Raw genomic sequence first — 22,520 nt, 5'->3', positions numbered from 1 at the left:
GGGGTGGCCCCACTTTTGTTTTCCCACGAAATCCAGCACACCCGGATTATCGTTGGCCACGGAACACGACCCTGAGCCGACTTCCCCCCGGAAAGGGATCATGCCGTGATCGGTGCCCTTCAGTGCGTGGTGCTCGACTGCCCGGAGCCGGTGTCGCTCGCGCGGTTCTATCAGGCGCTCGTCGGCGGCACCGTGAACAGACGTGATCGTCGATGGGCGCTCAACGACGAATGGGCGACCCTTCATCTGCCTTCCGGGCAGGTGCTCGCCTTCCAGGGCGTGGACGACTACCGCCCTCCGCGCTGGCCGGATGGGACCCATCCCCAGCAGTTCCATCTGGACGTAGGAGTGGCGGATCTCGACGCCGGCCATCAGCAGGTGCTGGCATATGGAGCGAAACTGCTCGACGACGGTGGCGGCACCCGCGGCTGGCGCATCTACGCCGATCCCGCCGGCCATCCCTTCTGCCTGGTGCTCGAACGACCGCCTCAGTCCACGTGACCGACCGGTAGGCATGCGCACCAGATGGTGCATGATCACGCAGGATGTCCGTCCAGCTCAGGTAGAGTGCGCGCGAATCCGCGCATGAGCACGGCCGGTGTTTCCGCAGGCCGTCCGGCATTCACACGAAAGTGTGCATGATCACGCCGGGGGTGGGACGGCGGCGCTGAGGAGAGGCTCGATCCGGAACGGGATCTGAGTCGACAGCGCGATGGTCGTATCCGTGCGTTGCACCGCGGGTGAGGCCAGGATCTCCGCAATGATCTCCTGGAGATGCGGAGTACTCCGGGCGACCACCCGGCACAGCAGGTCGGCCTGGCCGCTGGTGCCGTACACCTCGAGGATCTCCGGGATCTCGCCCAGTGTGCGCACCGCTTCGGTGAGCCGTCCCTGTGCGATCTGGAGGGATGCGAACGCGAGGATCGGGTAGCCGATCTCTTCCGTCGCCACCGTCGGCCCGAAGTCGTTGATCACCCCGCGCGCGGTGAGCTTCTCCAGGCGGGCCTGGACCGTGCCCCGGGCCACCCCCAGGAGACGGGCGAGCTCGGTCAGCCCGATCCTGGGATGAGCACGCATGGTGATCAATAGTTGACTGTCGAGCGCGTCGAGCATGCGCCAGAGGCTACGCCCCGACTGAACGAATCGGCTAGCACGATCCGCCATATTGGCCACAGATTGTGCGTTTCGCCCACTCTGATTGGTCGCTCTTGTCAGTCAAACGGCGGCTTGCTGTCATATGGGGTTATGTTCGAGGAAGCACAGTACTTTGCTCCGGTCGCGACGCGCGACGACGGATCGGTCGTCGTCGAGTTGGCCAGCGGCCACCCCGGTTTCGCGGACACCGTGTACCGGAACCGCCGCAACGCCATCGCGGCTCTGGCGCTCGGCCACAAGCCAGGTGAGCCCATTCCCCACGCGGAGTACACCGACGAGGAGCACCACGTGTGGGCGCTCGTCATGCAGGAACTCGCCGTCAAGCATGACAAATACGCTGTGCGGGAGTTCATCGACGCCGCCGTCCGGCTGGGGTTGCCGACGGACCGCATCCCGCAGCTCCAGGAGGTCAGCGACCTGCTGAAGCCGATCACCGGTTTCGGCTACCTGCCCGCGGCCGGGCTCGTCCCGTTACGGGAGTTCTACGGCGTCCTCGCGGACGGCCTGTTCCACTCGACCCAGTACATCCGGCACCACTCGGTGCCCTTCTACACTCCCGAGCCCGACATCGTGCACGAGGTGATCGGGCATGCGAACACGCTCGCCTCGCCGCGTTTCGCCGCGCTCTATCGGCTCGCCGGCCAGGCCGCGCGCCGGGTCGAGACCGACGAGGCACTGGAGTTCGTCTCCAAGGTCTTCTGGTTCACGCTCGAGTTCGGCGTCATGCGCGAGGACGGGGAGTCCAAGGCGTACGGCGCGGGCATCCTGAGCTCTTCCGGCGAGATCGAGGAGTTCCGCGGGATGGACATCCGCCCGCTCGACCTCAAGGCCATGGGCTCCACCCCGTACGACATCACGAAGTACCAGGAGGTGCTTTTCGAGGCGGAGTCGTTCGATCACCTGGAGGACGTGGTCGGCACGTTCTGGGACACCTGCGACGACGACTCGATCGCGCGGCTGGCCGCGTCCCGCTGACGGCGCGACCCTCGCGGCCCCGCAGCGGGGTCACTTGCCGATGACGAGCAGGGCGTCGCCGACGCCGCGCTCTGCTCCGTCGGAGGGGTGGTTGACCACCTTCCCGCCGACCACCATGGTGCTGGAGCCCCCGCCGTCCAGGCTGATGGCGTCACGCGCGCCGAGCCACCGCATGAGTTCCGCCGACTCGAAGAAGGACGCGCCGACGGTGGTCCCGGGGGCGCGGCCGTCCACGACCGCGATCACCAGTCCACCCGACGCCGTCACTCCCGCGAGGGTGCGAGGGTGCCGCCGGACGATCATGTTGACGTTGGCCATGCCGTCCGTCGCAGCGGTGATCGAGGTCCGTCCGTCCCGGACGAGGCCGATCCCACCGCCGATGATGCTGGTCTCCGAGGTCAGCGGGACGACCTTTCCCGTACGCAGGTCGGTGACCGTCGCCGTGACGTCGACCGTCATGCCTGTGGCGGCGTGCGCCCTCAGCCAGTCGGCTGAGGCTCCTCGCCCGTGAAGCACCCGGGTTCCGCGCGCCACCGGGGCGCCGGGACCGCGTGGCCGCAGGACCTTGCCCGACGTGTCGAGCACCACTTCCACTCCGTGGTCGGCGGGAGTCGCGCGGCCGAGTTCCTCGGTGTACATGACCAGCTCGTCGGGCCCGGCGACCCGGTTGAGGCCCCCGACCTCCAGCTTCGCCCCGTCTTCGGACACCGCCATGACAGACGACGCCAACTCGGTGACGCGAGCCCTCCGCCCTGCGAGGACCAGTGCCGTACGGCCGGAGACCGCCTCGCTGAGCAGGTCACCGCTCACCACGGAGATCCCGGTCGGATCACCGCTGAAGTCCTTCAGCGTGTGGATGTCGAAGAAGCCGCCGTTGACCGCCGCGAGGGCGCCCGCCGCTGACGCCATCGACGAGACCGTCTCCCGAGCAGCCACTCCGGCTCCGAGGGACGAACGGAAGACGCCTTGGAAGGAGCGGGGGTCGACCATCAGGACCCGCACGGTCCAGGGGCCGCCGGTCTGGAACCCGTCGTCACCGCCGAAATCGATCTTGGTGGTGATCCCGTCCTTCTTGAGTCGCTTGACCACGCGAGCGGCTTCGGCCTGCTCCCCGAGCGGCCACGCGCCGACCCGGACCATCCAGAAGTCGGCAGCGGGATAGTCCGCCACGGCCGGCCGGGTGAACTTCACGATGGAGGGCTGGAAACCGGCCTCCTCGATCGCGAGCGCCTGGGCGCGTGCGGTCTTCTCGGACAGGGCGTCCTTGCCGCGCACCACCACGCTCACGGTGTAACCGTCGGTCGGGGCGCCCTGCGTCAGCGTGAAGTAGTCGACGCCCGGTGCGACCCGGTCGGTCACCACCTTCGGCGCCTTCGCGGATCCGAGGGGGAAGCCGGTCGAGGGGAGCGACGTCGTGGGGCGGCGCGGCGGTGGGGGAGGAGCGGCGGGCAGGTCAGGAAGGCCGGGGATCTCCGGAAGCAGACGCAGCATGGAGCGGGGGCCGGGGAGCGGGGAGTTCGCGCTGGCGAAGGCCGAAAGCGTGATCATCGTCAGGGCCACGGTGGCGGTTCCGACGATCAGATGGCGTCGCATGCGGTCTTCTCTCACTCGTGATCCCTCGAAGGACCATGGTGACGAGGATCGACGGCTGCATGTGCCGTACACGCCAAAGAACGTGAGAAATGGTCACTACGTTCCGGTGAAACCGCCCGCGCTGACGATCACGGCGTCTGCGCGTCGATCTCGCGTGCCTGCTGAACGAAGTCCTGAGCCGACCTGGCCTCCACGTGGAGGAGCAGACCGTTGCGGCGCCGGGAGACGCCCCAGTAGTGCGTGGTGGCCTGACCCCACCAGATGGTCCACCGGGGGAAACGGGCGGACAGGGCTCGCACCACGATCGCCGGACTGATCTGAGGTTCGCTCGTCATCTGCACCCTTCGAGACAAGCACGATTCTCACCGTGTGCGCGAGTGCACGGAGAGTAGCGGGGTGCCATAAGACTTACACCCGGGGAGGCAGACCTCTATCCGCGTATGCGGCCTCATCCCGATCCTCATTCGGGTAGGGAGGTGGCTTCACAGGTCACGGACTTTCGCGGCGGAATGTCTCCAGAGCCAGCAATGCCACGTGCAGGGACATGCACGACTCGACGTCGTCGAGGTCGGTCTCGAGGATGCGCTCGAGCCGCCGGAGCCGGTCGTAGAACGCGGGCCTGGACAGGTGGGCCTTCTGCGCGGCGACCGCCTTGTTCCGCCCGGCGTCGAGATAGATCCGCAGGATCCGCGTCAGATCGCCGTGCCGCTGGGCGTCGTGGGCGAGTAACGCGCCGAGTTCGCGCTCGGCGAAGGTCTGCAGCCGCGCGTCGTCGCGGAGCAGGTGGAGCAGGCCGCGCAGGCGAAGGTCGGGAAGGCGGTAGAACGCGCGTCCGTCCGGCTGCCGCACCGCCACGTCGGCCACCTGCTCGGCCTCGAGGAAACTGCGCCGTACGTCTTTGATCGATTCGACCACGGAGCCGGCCGCCAGCACGAACGGCGTGGAGAAGGTGGTCCGCAGGCGGTCGGCGAGGGCGCCGAGGGCCGCTTCGGCGAGCGTACGCGGCGGAAGAGGCAGCAGGACGCCCACCCGGCTCTGGTCGAGCGCCCCCACCAGGGCGGGCAGCCGCGCGTCGCGGCAGGCGGCCGCCGTGGCCTCGGCGAGCTCGCCGAGCTGGGCCTGCTCTCCCAGCGCGGTTCCCGTGGAGGCGGTCAGCCGGATGACGGCGCTGATCAGCTTGCGGCCGCTGAGCGGCACCCCGACCGCCCGGGCGCGGGCCGCCGCCTCGTCCGGATCGGAGTAGGCGTGGGTGAGGATCCCGGCGATGATCGTGCCGTGCGCCTGTCGTTCGAGTGACTCCTGATGGCGCTCGAGCAGCCGGCTGAGCGCGAGCGTGGTCGCCGCGCGTTCGGCGAGGACGATGTCGTGAGGACTCGGCGAGGCGTCGCACAGGAGGATGAGCCGTCCCCAGTCCTGTCCCCGGGCGCCGACCATGGTGACGAGCCATCCGGCGGCGGACTCGTACGCGGTGCGGCCCTCGGGCGAGACCGAGCGGGACCGCATCTCCCAGTTGGCCAGGATGGTGCCGGTGTCGCCTCCGGAGGCGTCGCAGGCGAGTACCTGGTGGGCGAGGTTCTCCAGGACGACGGGCCGGCCGGAGAAGCGGGCGACCTGCGCCAGCACCTCGGACGGCGACGCGCCCTCGACCGACAGCTCGGTGAAGACCTCGTGCAGCTGCTCCGACGCGCGTAGCTCCTGGAGCTGGATGTCGATGATCCGCGCGTGCACCGACTCGGTGATCTGCACGAACGGCGTCTCGCGCGTGAGGGTGACGAGCGGCAGGCCGTGATCTTCCGCGGCCTTGATCACCGCCGGGGGCAGTTCGCGGACGAACCGGCGGCCCAGCTCCACGACGAGCCCGGAGGCGCCGACGGAGGCGAGGTCGGAGATGTAGTCGGCGAGCTTGTCCGGCTCGCTCGGCAGGGCCACGCCCGTGGTGAGCACGAGCTCGCCGCCGCGCAGCAGATGAGCGATGTCGGTGATCTCGCCGACGTGCACCCAGCGGACCAGGGTGTCGAGCCGGTCGCCGCCCGCCACGACGCGCGGATCACCGCGTCGGACCGCGTCCAGCGCGAGCACATCGGCGACCGTGGGCAGCATGTACCGAGGCTACCTGATCATTGTGTAAAGGCGATGGGTCAGTCCCTGACAGGGTGGTCTCGCCTGGCCGCCGCGGGAAGCCGGGCGGCGAGGCCGTCCAGCAGCGCCACCAGACCGAAGTCGAACGCGAGCCGCCGGGCCGTCAGGGGGTCGGTGGACGTGCCGGTATAGGCGCGGTACCGGTCGATCAGGTGGGGGTAGTCCGCGGCCACCTCGTGGATGATCGGCTCCATCACGGCCTGGGCGCCGGTCACGTCGGTGCCGGCCCGGGCGAGCGAGTTGAGATAGGCGACCTCGGGGATGGTGGCGCCCAGGGTGTAGGACACCACGGCGGCGACGGCGTAGTCGACGTCGGGGCCGTCGAAGCCCGCGTCGGAGAACGCCGCCATGAGCCGGTCGGCGGCGGTCAGGGCTTTGGGGCCGAGGCCGGGCAGCACACCGATGAGCGTCACGCACCACGGGTGTGTGGAGACGGCGGTGTGCATGCCGTACGCGAACGCGGTGGCGGCGTCGTGCCAGCTCGCCCCCTCGGGGATGACGACATCGGCGTAGACCTCGTCCATGACGAGCTCGAGCAGCTCGTCCTTGTTCGCCACGTGCCAGTAGAGGCTGGTCGCCCCCGCGCCGAGCCTCGCCCCGAGCTTGCGCATGCTGAGCGCGTCGAGTCCGTCCTCGTTGAGGAGTTCCATCGCCGCCCGGACGATCTGGTCACGACTCAGGCCCTGATCGCGGAGGCCCCTGCGCTCACGCGTCCAGACCGAGGAGAACGGCTTCGCTGACACGGCCTCAGAATATTCGCTCGCACACTGTGCGGCGCTGTCGTACAGTGTTCCAGTCTTATCGCACACTGTTCGAGGTGGCCTTCATGTCGCATCCCCGCCGATGGTGGATCCTCGGTGTCCTCTGCCTGAGTCTGCTGACACTCGTCGTTGACAACACCGTGCTCAACCTGGCGATACCGTCGCTCATGCGCGAACTGGGCGCCTCTCCGTCGGACGTCCAATGGATCATCGACGCGTACATCCTGGTGTTCGCCGGCCTCCTGCTCACCGCGGGGAGTCTCTCCGACCGGTACGGCAGGCGCCTGTTCCTGATCCTCGGCCTGGCCTTCTTCGGCGGAGCCTCGGTGGCGGCCATGCTCGCGACCGAGCCGTGGCAGCTCATCGGCGCCCGGGCGCTCATGGGTGTCGGCGGCTCCCTCGTCATGCCGTCCACCATGTCGATCATGATCACCGTGTTCGACGAGAGCGAGCGCAGGAAGGCGTTCGCCGCGTGGAGCTCGGTGGCGATGGCCGGCGTGATCGCCGGTCCGACGCTGGGCGGATTCCTGCTCCAGCACTACTACTGGGGATCGGTCTTCCTGCTCAACGTGCCCATCGCGATCCTGGCGATCATCGCGGCGCTCGTCCTGATGCCGGAGTCGAAGGGGGAGGCCCGGACGATCGACCCGGTGGGCGTCGTGTTGTCGATCGTGGGAATGAGCGCCCTCGTCTTCGCGGTCGTCTCCGCGCCGGCGGAGGGGTGGAACCCGATCGTGGTGGCGGTGGCCGTGCTCGCCCTGCTGGGCTTCGTGCTCTGGGAGCGCAGGGCCGAGCAGCCGATGTTGCCGCTGTCGCTGTTCGGCGACCGGTCGTTCAGCGGGGCGTCGTTCTCGATCGTCCTGCTGTCCTTCGGGTCCGGCGCGCTGATGCTCGCCCTGACGCAGTACCTCCAGTTCGTCCTCGGCTACGAACCGCTGAAGGCCGGCCTGGCCCTGCTGCCGTACGTCGTGGCCGCGCTGGTCTTCAACGGCCTCGGGGCGACGCTCGGCAAGAAGCTCAGCAACCGGACGCTCATCGTCGCCGGGCTGCTCGTGATGGCCGCGGGCTTCGGCGTCCTCGCCACGCTCGACGGCGGGTACGGCATGCTCATCACCAGCCTGATGATCATGGGCGTCGGCGGCGGCCTCGCCGGTCCCGCGGCGTACGCCACGCTGATGGGCGCCGTCCCGCCGGAGCGCGCGGGCGTCGGCTCGGCGCTGAACGACACCGTGCAGCAGGTCGGCATGGCCCTCAGCGTCGCCGTGCTCGGCAGCGTGCTCGCGGCGGTCTACACGTCCTCGATGCCGGACTCGGCTCCCGCGGCCGCCCGTGACTCGATCACCGGAGCGCTCGCGCTGGGGGATCCCTCCGTGGCGGCGGCGGGCCGTGACGCCTTCGTGTCGGCCATGTCGGTCGGATCCCTGGTCGGGTTCGGCTTCTGCCTCGCCGCGGCCGTGATGGCGCTGCTGTTGCTGCGCCGCACCCCGGCCGCGGAGAAGGTCGTCCAGAAGGAGGCGGCCGCGGTCTGAGCTGCGTGTTCTCGCGCAGCGGGCCGTTTCCAGCATGTAAGGCGAATGTCTCGCATGCCGACATGGTGAAGGTGGGAGCGGCGGCTCGGAGCGGCGATACTCGACTTATGTCTTCCCGTGAATCCGAGTCGCCCTCCGGCACCGCCGACCTGCTGGCGCGCCATCGCGCGGTCCTCCCGAACTGGATGGGCCTTTACTACGACGAGCCCATCGAGATCGTCGGCGGCAAGGGCAACCGCGTCGTCGACGCGTCCGGGAAGAACTATCTGGACTTCTTCGCCGGCATCCTCACCAACATGATCGGGTACGACGTGCCCGAGGTGCGGGAGGCCGTCGAGCGGCAACTGGCCACCGGCGTCGTCCACACCTCGACGCTCTACCTGATCCGCGCCCAGGTGGAGCTGGCCGAGAAGATCGCCCGGCTGTCCGGCATCCCGGACGCCAAGGTCTTCTTCACCAACTCCGGCACCGAGGCCAACGAGACGGCCCTGTTGCTCGCCACCTACGCCCGCAAGACGGACCAGGTACTCGCGATGCGGCAGAGCTACCACGGCAGGTCGTTCGGCGCGATCAGCGTGACCTCCAACCGCTCGTGGAAGAACAACTCGCTGTCGCCGCTCAACGTGCACTTCCTGCACGGCGCCGACCGCCACCTCGCCCAGTTCCGCGGGATGTCGAACGCGGACTACATCAAGGCGTGCGTCGACGACCTGCGCCATGTGCTGGCCACCGCCGTGTCCAACGACGTCGCCGCGCTCATCGCCGAGCCGATCCAGGGAGTCGGCGGCTTCACCATGGCGCCCGACGGCCTGTTCGCCGCCTACAAGGAGGTCCTCGACGAGGAGGGCATCCTGTTCATCTCCGACGAGGTCCAGTCCGGCTGGGGCCGTACCGGCTCGGCCTTCTTCGGGATCGAGAACCACGGCGTGACGCCCGACATGCTGACCTTCGCCAAGGGCACGGGGAACGGCTTCGCCGTCGGCGGTGTCGTCGCCCGCGCCGGCCTGATGGACGGCCCGCACGCCGTCGGCCTGTCGACCTTCGGCGGCAACCCGATCTCCATGGCGGCCGCGAACGCGACCCTCGACTACGTACTCGACCACGACCTGCAGGCCAACGCCGCCAGAACCGGGGAGATCATCATCGCGGGCCTGCGCGAGGCCGGCCGGCGGCTCGGCGTCGTCGGCGCGGTGCGCGGCAGGGGCCTGATGTTCGCCGTCGAACTGGTCGACCCCGCCACCGGCGCCCCCGCGCCCGCCCTGGCCGTCCGGCTCCTGGAGGAGACCAAGAAGCTCGGCCTGCTCGTCGGCAAGGGCGGCCTGTACGGCAACACCCTGCGCATGGCCCCGCCGCTCACGCTCACCGAGGACGAGGCCAGGGAAGGCCTGGGCATCCTCGTCACCGCGCTGGAGACCGTCGACGATGAAGCACGTTAGCCACTGGATCGACGGCGCACGCACCGGGGGCGACGGCCGGACCGCTGAGATCTTCAACCCGGCGACCGGCGCGGTCAGCGGTCGGGTGGCCCTGGCGTCCGTGGCCGAGGTCGACGCGGCGGTCGGCTCCGCCGCGCGCGCCTTCCCCGCCTGGCGGGACACGTCCCTGGCCAAGCGGGCCCAGACGTTGTTCCGCTTCCGCGACCTGATGGACCGTCACCGTGACGACCTCGCCGCATTGATCACGGCCGAGCACGGCAAGGTCCACTCCGACGCCCTCGGAGAGGTCGCCCGCGGCCTCGAGGTGGTCGAGTTCGCGTGCGGCATCCCTCACCTGCTCAAGGGCGGGTTCTCCGAGAACGTCTCGACCAGGGTCGACTCCTACTCGATCCGCCAGCCCCTCGGCGTCGTCGCCGGGATCACGCCGTTCAACTTCCCGGCCATGGTGCCGATGTGGATGTTCCCCGTGGCGATCGCCTCGGGCAACGCCTTCATCCTGAAGCCGTCGGAGAAGGACCCCTCGGCGTCCCTGCTGATGGCCGAGCTGTGGGCGGAGGCGGGACTGCCCGACGGCGTGTTCAACATCGTCCAGGGGGACAAGGTCGCGGTGGACCGGCTGCTGGAGCACCCGGACGTGCAGGCCGTGTCGTTCGTCGGCTCGACCCCGATCGCCCGGTACGTCTACGAGACCGGCACCGCGAACGGCAAGAGGGTCCAGGCGCTGGGCGGAGCCAAGAACCACATGCTGGTGCTGCCGGACGCCGACCTCGACCTGGTCGCGGACTCGGCCGTCTCCGCGGGCTTCGGCTCGGCAGGCGAGCGCTGTATGGCGATCTCCGTCGTCCTCGCCGTCGAGCCGATCGGCGACGAACTCGTCGAGAAGATCGTTTCCAGGGTGGCCCGGCTGAAGGTCGGTCCCGGCGACGACCCGGCGTCCGAGATGGGGCCGCTGGTGACGGCGGCACACCGCGACAAGGTGGCCTCCTACCTCGACCTCGGCGTGGAGGAAGGGGCAAAGATGGTGGTGGACGGCCGCGAGACGCCCGTCTCCGGCGGCCGCGGCTCTGGCTTCTGGCTCGGCCCCACGGTGCTCGACCACGTGCCGGCGAACTCGCGCGTCCACCGCGAGGAGATCTTCGGCCCGGTGCTGTCGATCGTGCGGGTGAAGTCCTTCGAGGAGGGGCTGCACCTGATCAACACCGGCGAGTACGGCAACGGCACGGCGGTCTTCACCAACGACGGCGGCGCCGCGCGGCGCTTCCAGAACGAGGTCGAGGTCGGGATGATCGGGGTCAACGTGCCCATCCCGGTGCCGATGGCCTACTACAGCTTCGGCGGGTGGAAGTCCTCGCTGTTCGGCGACACCCATGTTCACGGGACCGAGGGAGTGCACTTCTACACCCGGGGCAAGGTCGTCACCTCGCGCTGGCTGGACCCCTCCCACGGCGGAGTGAACCTGGGCTTCCCCACCAACGGCTGAGGAACAGCGAGGGCGGGAGGCGGCCACCGGGGACAGTAGGCTCGTGGCGTATGTCTCGTGAGGGGGTCGGCTCGGTGAGGCTTCGCCGTACGCAACTCGTGGTCGCCGTCGCGGCCGCGGGGTTCCTGGCTGCGGCCTGCGGAGGAGGCGGAGACTCCCGGGTGGTCGCGGCAACCCCCGGGACCGGCGGCGCCGCGCCCAAGACCCCCGTCAGCGCCTCGGCGACGGCCTCGTCCCCGGCGCCGAGCGGCTCCGCGGCCCCGACGCCGATGGCGTCGACCGGACCCGGCGAGGGCGCGCTGCGCGTTCTGGCGATCAGCGGATACGCCGAGTGGGGCGGGACCGACTCCACGGTCAACTGGGTCAAGCCCTTCGAGGACCAGACCGGCTGCAAGGTCTCGCTGTCGTTCTACGACCCCGGTCTCGAGGCGACGCCGGCAGGCGCCTCCCTCGGTCAGTTCGACGTGGTGTCGGCCACGCCGGAGATCGCGGGAAGACTGATCGACGAGCGCACGGTCTCACCGATCAACACGGCCCTCGTCGAGGGCTACGAGAAGATCCCCACCCACCTGCGCGAGCTCCCCGCGTACACCAGGGACGAGCAGGTGTACGGCGTGCCGTATTTGTGGGGGATCGACCAGGTGCTCTACACCGGTGCCAAGCCGAAGGACGAGGGGGCCCTGTTCACCGGCAAGGGCCGGGTGCTGCTCAGGGACGACCCGCTGACGATCGCCGACGCCGCGCTCGTACTCAAGCGGCGGGGCGCGGACATCAAGGATCCGTTCGATCTCACCCCGTCCCAGTTGGACGCGGCCGTGGACCTGATCACCTCGAACAAGTCGGCGGACAGGACCTTCTGGCGCGATCCCATCGACGTGGTTGAGGGGTTCGCCTCCGGCTCCACGCGCCTCGCGCAGGGCACTCCGTACCATCTCGACGTGCTGAAGACCGGGAACAAGCCCGTCAAGGCGCTCGACGGCCGGCCGTTGACGGGCTGGTCGGACTCGTGGATGGTCGCGGCGGGCACCGCCCATCCGTCATGCGCCTACCAGTGGCTGGACTGGACGGCCTCCGCCCAGGCCCAGGGCCCGGCCGCGGCCTGGACCGGCCTCGCTCCCGCGAACCCCGCCGCCTGCACGGGCGACGCGAAGCGGGTGTGCGCTGACTACCACGTGGGAGAGCCCGCGGCCTTCAAGGGCGTCTACTTCGCCGCTCGTCCAGGTGACTACGCTCAATGGGCGGAGCGCTGGTCGAAGATAGCTCACGGTTAGCGATCCAGACGCCGAGGTCGGGTCCGCCCGACCGTGCGCGGTTCCTGCGCCGCCGTACCAGCGTGTCCAGCGCCCATGTGCCCGGGCCGAGTACGGCGATGAGGAAGAACGACCAGCAGAACAGCGCCGACAACTCGCCGCCGTTGACCAGAGGCAGCACGCCTCTCGGCTGGTGTGCCATGAAGTACGCGAAGGCCATGGAACCCGACGCGAGGAGCGCCGCGACCCGGGTGCCGAGCCCGACGAGGACGAGCGCCCCGCAGACCGCCTGGATGAGTGCGGCCCACCAGCCCGGCCAGGTGCCGAACTCCACCGCGTGACCCATGCCGCGGCTGCCGCCGAACACGTTGAACAACGAAGCCACCCCGTGGCACATGAACAGCATGGCGGCCACCATGCGGAACAGCGAGAGGACCGGCCCGTGGAAACGGTCGAGTCTCATGAGATCACCTCTCGGGTTCGCGTGCGGTGCCGCCCGCGCGTCAAGACATGGCGGCGCGGGAGCGGCGAGGAAGCGGCACCTTGCCCTCCGGGGCGGGCAGCAGCGCCTCGGCGCAGTCGTCGCAGGCGTGGACCGGGGCGTTGTCGGGAAGCAGGCCGACCTTCACGCGGGGGCGGGGCCACTTCTTGTGGCAGACGACGCAGGCGTCGCCCTCGCGTTGGACGGGGGTGAGGCCGGCCGGGTCGAACGTCAGCATGAGCCGCTCGGCACCGTTCGGTTTCCAGCCCATGCCCCGTCCCCCCTCGATCGAGTATCGAAACCGTTATAACGCGGTTACGGGCTGTGATCGGCGCGTGTCAGGCCAAGGGGCGGTTAAATCGCGGCATGGTGCGGGCGTTACAACAACAAAAGGGACACCCGGCGCCAAGCCGGGTGTCCCTTTTAATCTTATTTAAGGGCTCTAGTCAGCACTGATTGCTCTCTCCAGGATGGAAAGCCCTTCCTCCAGCAAATGGTCCGGAATCACCAGTGGCGGAAGGAATCGGAGCACATTGCCGTAGGTGCCTGCGGTGAGCACCAGGAGCCCTTCGGCGTGGCACCTGGCCGCGATCGGGCCGGCGGGCAGCGGGTCCTTGGTGCCCGGGACCACGAGCTCGATCGCCGTCATGGCCCCGCGGCCGCGGACGTCTCCCACGATGCCGAACCGCTCCTTGAGGGAGCGAAGGCGAGGCAGCATGATCTCGCCGATGTGCGCGGCACGGTCGACGAGCTTGTCCTGCTCGATCGTCTCCAGGACGCCGAGGGCCGCCTCGCAGGCGAGGGGGTTGCCGCCGTAGGTTCCCCCGAGCCCGCTGACGTGGACCGAGTCGAGCAGGTCCGCGCGACCGGTGACGGCGGCCAGCGGAAGACCGCCCGCGATGCCCTTGGCCGTGCAGATGATGTCGGGGACGATGCCCTCGTCCTCGCAGGCGAACAGGTGACCGGTCCTGGCGAAGCCCGTCTGCACCTCGTCGGCGACGAAGACGATCCCGTTGGCCCGGCAGAATTCGGCGATCTTCGGCAGGAACCCGCGCGCGGGCTCGATGAAGCCGCCCTCGCCGGCGATCGGCTCGATGACCACGGCGGCGACGTTGCCCGCGCCGATCTGCTTCTCGATCATGTCGATGGCCTGGGCCGCGGCCTCGTCCGCGCAGTTCTCCGGTCCGGACGGCCAGCGGAACGGGTAGGCGAGCGGCACCCGGTAGACCTCGGGGGCGAACGGGCCGAAGCCGTCCTTGTACGGCATGTTCTTGGCGGTCAGCGTCATCGTGAGAAGGGTCCGGCCGTGGTAACCGTGGTCGAACACCACGACCGCCGGCCGTCCGGTGGCGTGCCTGGCCACCTTCACCGCGTTCTCGACGGCCTCGGCGCCGCTGTTGACCAGGAACGTGCGCTTTTCATGATCGCCGGGGGTGAGCTCGTTGAGCTTCTCGCACACCGCGACGTACGACTCGTACGGCGTGACCATGAAGCAGGTGTGGGTGAAGTCGGCCACCTGCCGCTGAACCCGCTCGACCACGCGGGGGGCTGAGTTCCCCACGCTCGTCACGGCGATGCCCGAGCCGAAGTCGATGAGGGAGTTGCCGTCCACGTCCACGACGACGCCGCCGCCGGCGTGGGTCACGAAGATGGGAAGCGTGGTGCCGATGCCCGGGGGCACGGCGGACTGCTTGCGCGCGAACAGTTCACGCGACCGGGGGCCCGGTATCTCGGTGACGAGGCGGCGTTCCTGCGGAAGCCGCGGGCCGCCATGGACGGTGCCGGTGGTGCCTTCGACGGTCATGTCATCGACGGTACGGCCGCCGCCTCCACCTGCCGATACGTCGTCATGGCAGAATAAGGCCATACTTTTGGCCAACTCGGACAAGTTGGGCTTTGGGGGGCTGGTGGCGCCGACGCTGCGCCGGGTGACGGCGATCACGCCGCTCCACCTGGAGGTCCTGGCCGGCCACGACACGTTGGATCGGCCGGTCCGCTGGGTGGCGGTCAGCGAGCTCGAGGATCCCACACCGTTCCTCGAGGGCGGGGAGCTGGTGCTGACGACCGGCATGCGGCTCACCCCGGACGACGCGGTGCCGTACATCTCGCGGCTGGTCGCCCGGGGCGCGACCGGGCTGGGATTCGGCGTGGGCCTCGGCCACGATCTGGTGCCGCCTTCCTACGTGGACGCCGCGGCGGCCGCCGGTCTGCCGCTCGTCGAGGTGCCGCGAGACACCCCGTTCATCGCGATCGGCAAGGCCGTCAGCGAGCTCATCGCGGCCGAACAGTACGAGGAGATCAGGGGGGCCTTCGCGGCGCAGGGCCGCCTCACCCGGGCAGCGCTCCAGCCGTCGGGCACCGGGGCGGTCATCGACCGCCTGGCCCGGGAGATCTCCGGATGGGCGCTCCTCCTCGACGACGCGGGAGCGGTCAGGCATTTCGCGGACGCCACGGGGACGGGCCCGCCGGCGGAGGAGAAGGCCGCCGCGTTGCGGCCCGAGCTGGCCCGGCTGAGGCGGACGTCGTCGCCGGCCAGTCTCGCCCTGGCCACTCCCGGCGAGCACGTGATCGTGCAGCCGGTGGGCCGCCGTGGATTCGTCGTCGTGGGGGCCGTGCGGGCGTTCTCGCCGATCGAGCACACCGTCGTCAACGCGGCGGGCTCCCTGCTCACGCTCGCCCTGGAGCAGGGCCGCGACCAGCGCGCCGCCGCGGGCCGCGTCCGGGCGGCCGTGTTCCGTCTGCTGCTCGCCGGTCAGGCGGAGGCCGCCGCCGACGTGCTGGCGGCGCTGGGCGGGACACTGTCGGAGGGAGCGGTGGCGGTGCTCGCCTGCGAGACGGCCGACGCTGAGGCGCTCGCCGAGGCGCTGCCGTGCTTCACCGCTCCGTGGGGCCGGGTGGTCGTCGCGCTGGCCCCCGCGGGCGACGTGGAACCGCTCGCCCGCCGCGCGGCCGGGCACGGCCGGGTCGGTGTGGGCGTGCCCGGAGCCGGTCTCGCCCTCGGCCTCGATCAGGCCGAGCGCGCGCTGGCCTCGGCCGACCCGGTGGCGTACTTCGCCGAGCTGGCCGGTCAGGGGCTGCTCGCGCTGCTGGACCCCGGCCAGGCCACGGCTTTCGCGGCCGCGCTGCTGGCGCCGCTGCGCGAGTACGGCTCACGAGGCGACCTGGTCGAGTCGCTGCGCGCCTACCTCGCCAGCAACGGTCACTGGGACGCGGCGGCGCAGCGGCTGGGGATCCACCGGCACACGCTCAGGTACCGGATGAAGCGGGTCAGCGAGCTGCTCGGCCGTGATCTCGACGATCCGTCGGCGCGGGCCGAGCTCTGGATCGCGCTGCGCCTGTGAGGCGCCGCCTGCGGTCGGTCAGCCGTGCCTGGTCAGGAACGAGGAGATCGTCGCGGTGGTGACGGTCTCGAAGGTCTTGGAGTCCTGCAGGTGACCGGCACGTTCCAAGCTCAGCGCCCCCTGAGCCGCGGCCCACAGCGCGTCGGCCACCCTCCTGGGCTGCGTGGGGACGAGGTGACCGGCCGAGATGCAGTCGGCGATCACCCGGTCGAAGATGTTCAGCGCGGCGCGGGCGAGCGTCCTCGCCCGCTCGCTCGGCACGAATCCGGGGATGGCCCGCTCGAACATGAGGCTGTAGTAGCCCGGCTCGGCGAGGGCGGCGTCGCGGTAGGCGACGCCCAGGGCCGCCAGGTAGTCGAGGGGGTCGCTGCGCAGCGGCACGGTCTCGAGACGCCGGCGGAACCGCTCGAAGCCCTCCAGGTACAGCGCCTCCGCCAGACCTTCCTTGCTGCCGAACATCGTGTAGATGACCTGGGTCGGGCAGTCGGACTCGGTGGCGATCCGCCGTACGGTGAGGCTCTCCGGGCCGTCCGTCGTGAGGAGCCCGCTGGCGACGTCGAGGAGCTTGGTACGGAGCTCGTCGTAGTTGCTCCGTTGGCCGCGCGCGTAGGCACCCTGAAGACCGAGCGGCGCCGGCGTACCCATCAGCGACGAGCCCTTCTCGAATTAGAGTCCTCCGTCGAACCCGGATGATGACTTAACCATGCCGCTCGGCTTTCAAACCGCTCTGAAACGGAAAACATCCTGAAATTGCGCTGCATTTGTGACGTACCAAACTTGTCCACATCGGTACACCTCTGCCGGAGGGTTGTGCCGGAAGGCGTAGAGCCTGTCCCGACCTGCTGACATACCGTCAGAACATGGACGTGCGCCGTGACACCGACCTTCGCCCCTTCTGGCTCGCCGGCCGCCCCGCGACGGGGGACGCCGAGCTGACCGTGACCAACTCCCATGACGGGCGGATCGTCGGCGTCGCCTCCGTGCCGACCGCGGATCAGGTCGAGGAGGCCGTGGCGGCCGCACACGCCGTCAGCCGGCAGGCCGCGGCGCTTCCCGTCCACGTCCGGGCCGAGGCCCTCGCTCACGTCTCCCGGCGTCTCGCCGAGCGCTCGGAGGAGATCGCCCGGCTGATCACCGCGGAGAACGGCAAGCCGATCCAATGGGCCAGGGGCGAGGTCGGGCGGGCCGTGGCCACGTTCCGGTTCGCCGCGGAGGAGGCCCGGCGGTTCAGCGGCGCCGTACAGCGCCTCGACACCGAGCCGGCGGCCCAGGGACGCCTCGCCTACGTCACCCGCGTGCCGTACGGGCCGGTGCTGGCGATCACGCCGTTCAACTTCCCGCTGAACCTGGTCGCGCACAAGGTCGCCCCGGCGATCGCCGTCGGCGCCCCGATCATCGTCAAGCCCGCGCCCGCGACCCCGCTCTCCTCACTCGTGCTGGGGGAGATCCTCGTCGAGACCGACCTGCCCGAGGGCATGTTCTCCGTCCTGCCCGTCCCGAACGACCGGGCCGGAGCGCTCGTGACCGACCCCCGGCTTCCGGTGGTCTCGTTCACCGGCTCGGGGCCGGTCGGGTTCGCGATCAAGGACCAGGTCCCGCGCAAGCACGTCACGCTCGAACTCGGGGGCAACGCCGCCGCGGTCGTCCTCGGGGACGCCGACCTCGACTGGGCGGCGAGCCGGATCGCCCTGTTCTCCAACTACCAGGCCGGCCAGAGCTGCATCGCCGTACAGCGGGTGATCGTCGAGGACTCCGTGGCCGAGGAGTTCACCGGGAAGCTGCTGTCGGCCGTCGGCACGCTCGTCACCGGCGACCCCGAGGACGACAAGACCCAGGTCGGGCCGCTCGTCAGCGAGGACGCCGCGGTGCGTGTGGAGAACTGGGTCGCCGAGGCCGTCTCGGCCGGCGCGCGGCTGTTGACCGGGGGCACGCGGGACGGCGCGACCGTCGCTCCCACCGTGCTCACCGACGTGCCCTCGGACGCGAAGGTCGTCAGCGAGGAGGTCTTCGGCCCCGTCATGGTCATCCAGCGGGTGGGCTCCGTCGACGAGGCTTTCGCGGCGGTGAACGACTCCAAGTACGGCCTGCAGGCCGGCGTCTTCACCCGGAGCCTCGACGCGGCCTTCCGGGCGAACCGCGAACTGGAGGTCGGCGGCGTGATCATCGGCGACGTGCCGTCCTACCGGGCCGACCAGATGCCCTACGGCGGGGTCAAGGAATCGGGCATCGGGCGCGAAGGGTTGCACTCCGCGATGGACGACCTGACCTACGAGAAGGTCATGGTCCTCACCGGTCTGGCGCTGTGATCCGAGGCTCCGAGCACCGAAACTGAAGGTGAACGCGAGGCGAAAAATCGGATAAAAGGGATTATCGCCCCGAAGTTGGTGCAGGGACCGTGGCATGGACGCCAGCACCCTGCTCCTGGGAGTAGTCGTTGTCACGGCGCTCGCCTTCGACTTCACCAACGGTTTCCATGACACCGCCAACGCCATGGCCACGTCGATCGCGACCCGTGCGCTACGTCCGCGCATCGCCGTCGCCCTGTCGGCCGTGCTCAACTTCGTGGGCGCGTTCCTGTCGCTGAAGGTGGCCGCGACGATCGCGAGCGGGATCGTGGAAAGCGGCGCGATCACGCTGACCGTCGTCTTCGCCGGCCTGGTCGGCGGATTGGCCTGGAACCTCCTGACTTGGTATTTCGGCATACCGTCCAGCTCGTCCCACGCGTTGATCGGGGGCGTCGTGGGAGCCACCCTCATCGCGGCCGGAACCGGCGCCGTGAAGGTGGACGGCCTGATGTCCAAGGTGATCGTCCCCGCGTTCCTGTCGCCCGTCTTCGCCGCCTTGGTGGCCATCGCGGGGACCTTCCTGGTGTACCGGATCACGCAGAGGGTCCCGGCTTCGACCAGGACCCGGGGGTTCCGGCTCGGCCAGATCGGCTCCGCCTCGCTGGTCTCACTCGCGCACGGCACGAACGACGCCCAGAAGACGATGGGGGTCATCACGCTGGCGCTGATCGCCAACCACACGATCAGCCCCGGCGCGGGGACGCCGTTCTGGGTGATCGTCGCCTGCGCCCTGTGCATATCGCTCGGCACGTACATCGGTGGCTGGCGCGTGATCAGGACGCTGGGCAAGGGGCTGACCGAGATCGAGAGCCCCCAGGGCTTCGCGGCCGAGGGCTCGTCGGCGGCCGTGATCCTCGCTGCGACCCACTTCGGATTCCCGCTCTCCACGACCCACGTCTGCAGCGGGTCGATCATGGGCGCCGGGGTCGGCAAGCGCCTGGCGGAGGTCCGCTGGGGCGTCGCGGGCCGCATGGTCACGGCCTGGCTGTGCACGATTCCCGCGGCGGCGCTCGTCGGAGCGGGCGCGTGGAAGGGAGCGGACGCCATCGGCGGCGTGGGAGGCGTCGCGGTCGTCTTCGGCGCCGCCGTGCTGTTCGCCGGAGGGCTCTATCTGGCGGCGCGGAGGATTCCCGTCACGCACGCCAACGTCAACGAGGAGTGGACGGGGTCCCTGGCACCTGACAAGGAGCAGGTGGCATGAACCAGTACGTCGACGTCGACGCCCTGTGGAAGGTGCTGGTCGCCGGTCTGGCCGGGGGCGTCGGCCTGGTCGCCCTTTTCGCCGTGGGACTGGTCGGGCTGTCCATGCGCACATCGGAGCACGCGGCGTCCCGGACCGGAGCGGCGGGCCTGGCCGTCGCGCTGGTGTGCTTCACGCTCGTCGTCGCAGGGGCCGCGCTCGGGTTGTACGTGATGTTGAAGAAGTGACGGTGCCCTGCCGCAATCTCCCGTTTGAGATGGTTGTGTAGTGTCACCGACTTCTGTGGGACTTTCGAGGTCAGGAGATGCTCACATGACCGAACTGCCGGACAAGGTGGGCGACTGGGAACTGCTGCGCCGCACGCCCGGGCTGACGGTGGTGGACAACGACGACGACGATCCCATCCTCGTACGTGAGGACGGCCGGCCGGTCGACACCTGGCGCGAGCACTACCCCTACCGGGAGCGGCTGCCCAGGGCCGCATACGACCGCGACAAGAGGCTGCTCCAGATCGAGCTTCTCAAGCTGCAGTACTGGCTGAAGGACACCGGCGGCCGGTTGGTGATCCTCTTCGAGGGGCGCGACGCGGCAGGCAAGGGCGGCACGATCAAGCGGTTCATGGAGCACCTCAACCCGCGCGGGGCCAAGGTGGTCGCGCTGGAGAAGCCCTCCGAGCGTGAGCGCACGCAGTGGTACTTCCAGCGTTACGTCAACCACCTGCCGGCCGCGGGGGAGATCGTGCTGTTCGACCGGTCCTGGTACAACCGGGCCGGGGTCGAGCGGGTCATGGGCTTTTGCAGCCACGAGGAGTATGTGGAGTTCATGAACCAGGCACCGCAGTTCGAGCGGATGCTGGTGCGCGACGGGATCCACCTGGTCAAGCTGTGGTTCTCCGTGTCCCGGGCCGAGCAGCGCACCCGCTTCGTGATCCGCCAGGTCGACCCGGTCAGGCAGTGGAAACTGTCGCCGATGGACATCGCCTCGCTGGACCTGTGGGACGACTACACCCGCGCCAAGGAGGACATCTTCCTCAACACGGACACGGCCGACGCGCCCTGGACGATCATCAAGAGCAATGACAAGAAGCGCGGGCGCCTGGAGGCCATGCGCTACGTGTTGTCGTTGTTCGAGTACGAGGACAAGGACTTGTCGGTCGTCGGCCTGCCCGACCCGGTCATCGTCAGATCCGCCGTCGACATCGTCGACGAGGACAACGCGGAACCGCTGAATCCGCTCGTCTGATCCGGCGGACCTGGGCCTCCGTCAGGCGCCCTCGGCCAGCCGGAACAGGTCCCTCGCGGCCGTGCTGAAGTAGGGCCCGTACATCGTGCCCTGGTCGTTGCTGTACTTGAAGCTGCTCACCGAGGTGAGCGTGCCGCGACCGGTCGCGGGGTCGAAGTCGGTGAGCCACGGCCCGCCGCTCGCGCCCGCAGTCAGGTCGCACCGCAGGCCCTGGTCCTGGGTCTGGCGCTGCGGGTCGCCGTGGACGGTGCCGGCGCAGTACAGCAGGTGCTCGCCGTCATAGGGCGGGTCGGCGGGGAACCCGAACCCGTAGGTGCGCACGCCCCGCTTGGGGTAGAAGCCGATCTCCTGCCCGCCCACCAGGTCGGTCAGGTGCCGCCCGTCGCGGCGGGTCACCGCCACCATGCCCATGTCGTAGTCGTCGTCGCCCCCTCGCGACCACGGTCCGGGCACGAACATCCGCCGGGCGGAGTAGGCGCCGTACGGCTGCCGGCCCCCCTGGTAGCCGGGGACGAAAGTCCAGTTCTCCGCCCAGGGCCCGGCGCCGTCCTTCACGCAGTGGCCGGCGGTGACGACGACGTCGCGGTTCGCGCTGCGCACGGCGCTGGCGGAGCACACGAAGTCGACGCCCTTCATGGTGAGGAAGACCCGGCCGGTCGTCCTGGTCACCGAGCCGCCCGACCCCCAGTGCGAGCCGTTCGTGGTGGACGCGGGAGCGGCGATCGCGGCCTTGCCCCTCGCCGAGCCGGGAGCCACGGCCTGCCCGGCCGACTTGAACTGCCTCAGGCGCGCCGCGTCGCCGGTCTCCCGCACCGCCGCGCCTGGCAGGGCGAGGCCACGCCGCAGGGTGCCCGCCGGCTCGGCCCCCCGTGGGAGTGGGCGGCCGTGGTCGCGCAGGAACTTCGCGGGGGGCGGCAGTAGGCGCCCCGCCGCGAGCAGATCCGGATTCGTGAGCGCCTGGCCCGGAACAGCGAGTGTGCGTTTCGGCCTGGCGAGCGTCTTCCCCGGCTTCGTGAGCGTCTTCCCGGGTGTCGCGAGCGCCTTACCCGGCGTCGCGAGCCTCTTCGCGGGGTCCGTGAGCGTCGCGGCCGGGCCGGTCTCGAGAGGGCCGGTCTTCTCGTGGGCGGTCGTCTCGCGCGCGGCCTTCTCCGCGCGGGAGGGCTCCTTCGCCCCGGCGGTCAGGTCGCGCGCGGTGAGATCACGGGGGAGCGCCTTGCCGGCCCCGTCCAGGCCGCCGACGGGCGCCGGCAGGATTGCGGCCGGTCCACGGCCGGTTCCGCCGGGTGCGGGCAGCACCTCCCGGGCCATCCCGCCGATCTTCCCTGCGCCGCCCACGTCGCCGAGCGCGGGCAGCAGGTCGATCGGGATCGCCCGCGCCATCCGCTCGGGCGTCCAGTAGCCGCCGAGCGCCGGTGCGACGGCGTGCTCCACGATGTCCGTCACGGGATCGCCCTGACCTGCGGGAGGCGTCAGAAGCCCGGCGGCCAGCGTGACGACGGCAAGCAGGGGGAGGCTCGGAGTCATGGCACCCGAGTTTGGACCACCACCAGTGGCCGTGTGACTACTTTCGGTAAATCGTGCATCGCCTGGCT

Annotated in this window: 21 protein-coding genes; 11 read left to right on the top strand and 10 right to left on the bottom strand. The window is 69.9% G+C overall.

Annotated elements, in window-relative coordinates:
* Positions 1 to 105: 105 nt before the first annotated feature.
* The gene (locus Pka01_RS12390) at positions 106 to 501 is read left to right on the top strand and encodes a VOC family protein (protein ID WP_203882840.1); all 396 of its coding nucleotides are present in this window, start codon (positions 106 to 108) and stop codon (positions 499 to 501) included.
* A gap of 141 nt (positions 502 to 642) precedes the next feature.
* Here Pka01_RS12390 and Pka01_RS12385 read toward each other — a convergent pair whose 3' ends face one another.
* Positions 643 to 1,113, bottom strand: coding sequence for an Lrp/AsnC family transcriptional regulator (locus Pka01_RS12385; protein ID WP_203882839.1), 471 nt, complete (start codon positions 1,111 to 1,113; stop codon positions 643 to 645).
* A 132-nt stretch (positions 1,114 to 1,245) separates the two neighbouring features.
* Between Pka01_RS12385 and Pka01_RS12380 the strand changes: the two genes are divergently transcribed.
* Complete coding sequence (locus Pka01_RS12380) at positions 1,246 to 2,130, top strand: phenylalanine 4-monooxygenase (RefSeq protein ID WP_203882838.1); 885 nt, start codon at positions 1,246 to 1,248, stop codon at positions 2,128 to 2,130.
* Positions 2,131 to 2,160: 30 nt separating this feature from the next.
* Here Pka01_RS12380 and Pka01_RS12375 read toward each other — a convergent pair whose 3' ends face one another.
* The 4 genes from Pka01_RS12375 to Pka01_RS12360 form a co-directional block, all read right to left on the bottom strand.
* Positions 2,161 to 3,723, bottom strand: coding sequence for a phosphodiester glycosidase family protein (locus Pka01_RS12375; RefSeq protein WP_203882837.1), 1,563 nt, complete (start codon positions 3,721 to 3,723; stop codon positions 2,161 to 2,163).
* A gap of 128 nt (positions 3,724 to 3,851) precedes the next feature.
* Positions 3,852 to 4,058 carry a hypothetical protein gene (locus Pka01_RS12370; RefSeq protein ID WP_203882836.1) on the bottom strand — a complete coding sequence of 69 codons (207 nt, stop codon included), beginning with the start codon at positions 4,056 to 4,058 and terminating at the stop codon, positions 3,852 to 3,854.
* Positions 4,059 to 4,212: 154 nt separating this feature from the next.
* Positions 4,213 to 5,823 carry a PucR family transcriptional regulator gene (locus Pka01_RS12365; protein WP_203882835.1) on the bottom strand — a complete coding sequence of 537 codons (1,611 nt, stop codon included), beginning with the start codon at positions 5,821 to 5,823 and terminating at the stop codon, positions 4,213 to 4,215.
* A 38-nt stretch (positions 5,824 to 5,861) separates the two neighbouring features.
* Positions 5,862 to 6,605 carry a TetR/AcrR family transcriptional regulator C-terminal domain-containing protein gene (locus Pka01_RS12360; protein WP_203882834.1) on the bottom strand — a complete coding sequence of 248 codons (744 nt, stop codon included), beginning with the start codon at positions 6,603 to 6,605 and terminating at the stop codon, positions 5,862 to 5,864.
* 83 nt (positions 6,606 to 6,688) lie between these two features.
* Between Pka01_RS12360 and Pka01_RS12355 the strand changes: the two genes are divergently transcribed.
* From Pka01_RS12355 to Pka01_RS12340, 4 genes are all read left to right on the top strand, one after another.
* Positions 6,689 to 8,152, top strand: a complete 1,464-nt coding sequence (locus tag Pka01_RS12355) for an MFS transporter (protein ID WP_203882833.1) — start codon at positions 6,689 to 6,691, stop codon at positions 8,150 to 8,152.
* A gap of 107 nt (positions 8,153 to 8,259) precedes the next feature.
* Complete coding sequence (locus tag Pka01_RS12350; protein WP_239114926.1) at positions 8,260 to 9,588, top strand: aspartate aminotransferase family protein; 1,329 nt, start codon at positions 8,260 to 8,262, stop codon at positions 9,586 to 9,588.
* Positions 9,575 to 11,068: a CoA-acylating methylmalonate-semialdehyde dehydrogenase gene (locus Pka01_RS12345; protein WP_203882831.1), complete on the top strand. Its 1,494-nt coding sequence runs from the start codon at positions 9,575 to 9,577 to the stop codon at positions 11,066 to 11,068. The genes Pka01_RS12350 and Pka01_RS12345 overlap by 14 nt, the downstream gene beginning before the upstream one ends.
* A 50-nt stretch (positions 11,069 to 11,118) precedes the next feature.
* Positions 11,119 to 12,339 carry an extracellular solute-binding protein gene (locus tag Pka01_RS12340; protein ID WP_203882830.1) on the top strand — a complete coding sequence of 407 codons (1,221 nt, stop codon included), beginning with the start codon at positions 11,119 to 11,121 and terminating at the stop codon, positions 12,337 to 12,339.
* Here Pka01_RS12340 and Pka01_RS12335 read toward each other — a convergent pair.
* From Pka01_RS12335 to gabT, 3 genes are all read right to left on the bottom strand, one after another.
* Positions 12,260 to 12,781, bottom strand: a complete 522-nt coding sequence (locus Pka01_RS12335) for a DoxX family protein (protein WP_203882829.1) — start codon at positions 12,779 to 12,781, stop codon at positions 12,260 to 12,262. The two genes, Pka01_RS12340 and Pka01_RS12335, sit on opposite strands and share 80 nt — an antisense overlap.
* Positions 12,782 to 12,821: 40 nt before the next feature.
* Positions 12,822 to 13,070, bottom strand: coding sequence for a hypothetical protein (locus tag Pka01_RS12330; protein WP_239114925.1), 249 nt, complete (start codon positions 13,068 to 13,070; stop codon positions 12,822 to 12,824).
* 171 nt (positions 13,071 to 13,241) lie between these two features.
* Entirely contained in the window at positions 13,242 to 14,603 is a 1,362-nt protein-coding gene (gene gabT / locus Pka01_RS12325; protein WP_203882828.1) for a 4-aminobutyrate--2-oxoglutarate transaminase, read from the bottom strand.
* A 103-nt stretch (positions 14,604 to 14,706) separates the two neighbouring features.
* On the opposite strand from gabT, the gene Pka01_RS12320 reads away from it, so the two are divergent.
* Positions 14,707 to 16,140: a PucR family transcriptional regulator gene (locus tag Pka01_RS12320; RefSeq protein ID WP_239114924.1), complete on the top strand. Its 1,434-nt coding sequence runs from the start codon at positions 14,707 to 14,709 to the stop codon at positions 16,138 to 16,140.
* Between the two features lie 18 nt (positions 16,141 to 16,158).
* Here Pka01_RS12320 and Pka01_RS12315 read toward each other — a convergent pair whose 3' ends face one another.
* Positions 16,159 to 16,785 (bottom strand): TetR/AcrR family transcriptional regulator, encoded by a 627-nt coding sequence (locus Pka01_RS12315; protein ID WP_203882826.1) that lies wholly within the window; start codon positions 16,783 to 16,785, stop codon positions 16,159 to 16,161.
* Between the two features lie 215 nt (positions 16,786 to 17,000).
* Here Pka01_RS12315 and Pka01_RS12310 point away from each other — a divergent pair, with 215 nt between their 5' ends.
* From Pka01_RS12310 to ppk2, 4 genes are all read left to right on the top strand, one after another.
* On the top strand, positions 17,001 to 18,446 hold the full coding sequence (locus tag Pka01_RS12310) for an aldehyde dehydrogenase family protein (RefSeq protein WP_203882825.1): 1,446 nt from the start codon (positions 17,001 to 17,003) through the stop codon (positions 18,444 to 18,446).
* A 94-nt stretch (positions 18,447 to 18,540) separates the two neighbouring features.
* Positions 18,541 to 19,686 carry an inorganic phosphate transporter gene (locus Pka01_RS12305; protein ID WP_203882824.1) on the top strand — a complete coding sequence of 382 codons (1,146 nt, stop codon included), beginning with the start codon at positions 18,541 to 18,543 and terminating at the stop codon, positions 19,684 to 19,686.
* Positions 19,683 to 19,913, top strand: a complete 231-nt coding sequence (locus tag Pka01_RS12300; RefSeq protein ID WP_203882823.1) for a hypothetical protein — start codon at positions 19,683 to 19,685, stop codon at positions 19,911 to 19,913. The genes Pka01_RS12305 and Pka01_RS12300 overlap by 4 nt, the downstream gene beginning before the upstream one ends.
* Positions 19,914 to 19,998: 85 nt before the next feature.
* On the top strand, positions 19,999 to 20,928 hold the full coding sequence (gene ppk2, locus Pka01_RS12295; protein WP_203882822.1) for a polyphosphate kinase 2: 930 nt from the start codon (positions 19,999 to 20,001) through the stop codon (positions 20,926 to 20,928).
* Between the two features lie 21 nt (positions 20,929 to 20,949).
* Here ppk2 and Pka01_RS12290 read toward each other — a convergent pair whose 3' ends face one another.
* The gene (locus tag Pka01_RS12290) at positions 20,950 to 22,452 is read right to left on the bottom strand and encodes a hypothetical protein (protein WP_203882821.1); all 1,503 of its coding nucleotides are present in this window, start codon (positions 22,450 to 22,452) and stop codon (positions 20,950 to 20,952) included.
* Positions 22,453 to 22,520 lie beyond the last annotated feature (68 nt).

Origin of the sequence: Planotetraspora kaengkrachanensis (genome assembly GCF_016862895.1) — a bacterium.
Classification (GTDB): Bacteria; Actinomycetota; Actinomycetes; order Streptosporangiales; family Streptosporangiaceae; genus Planotetraspora; species Planotetraspora kaengkrachanensis.
Note: the sequence above shows the minus strand (reverse complement) of the source record. Positions and strands in the feature narration are given on the sequence as shown.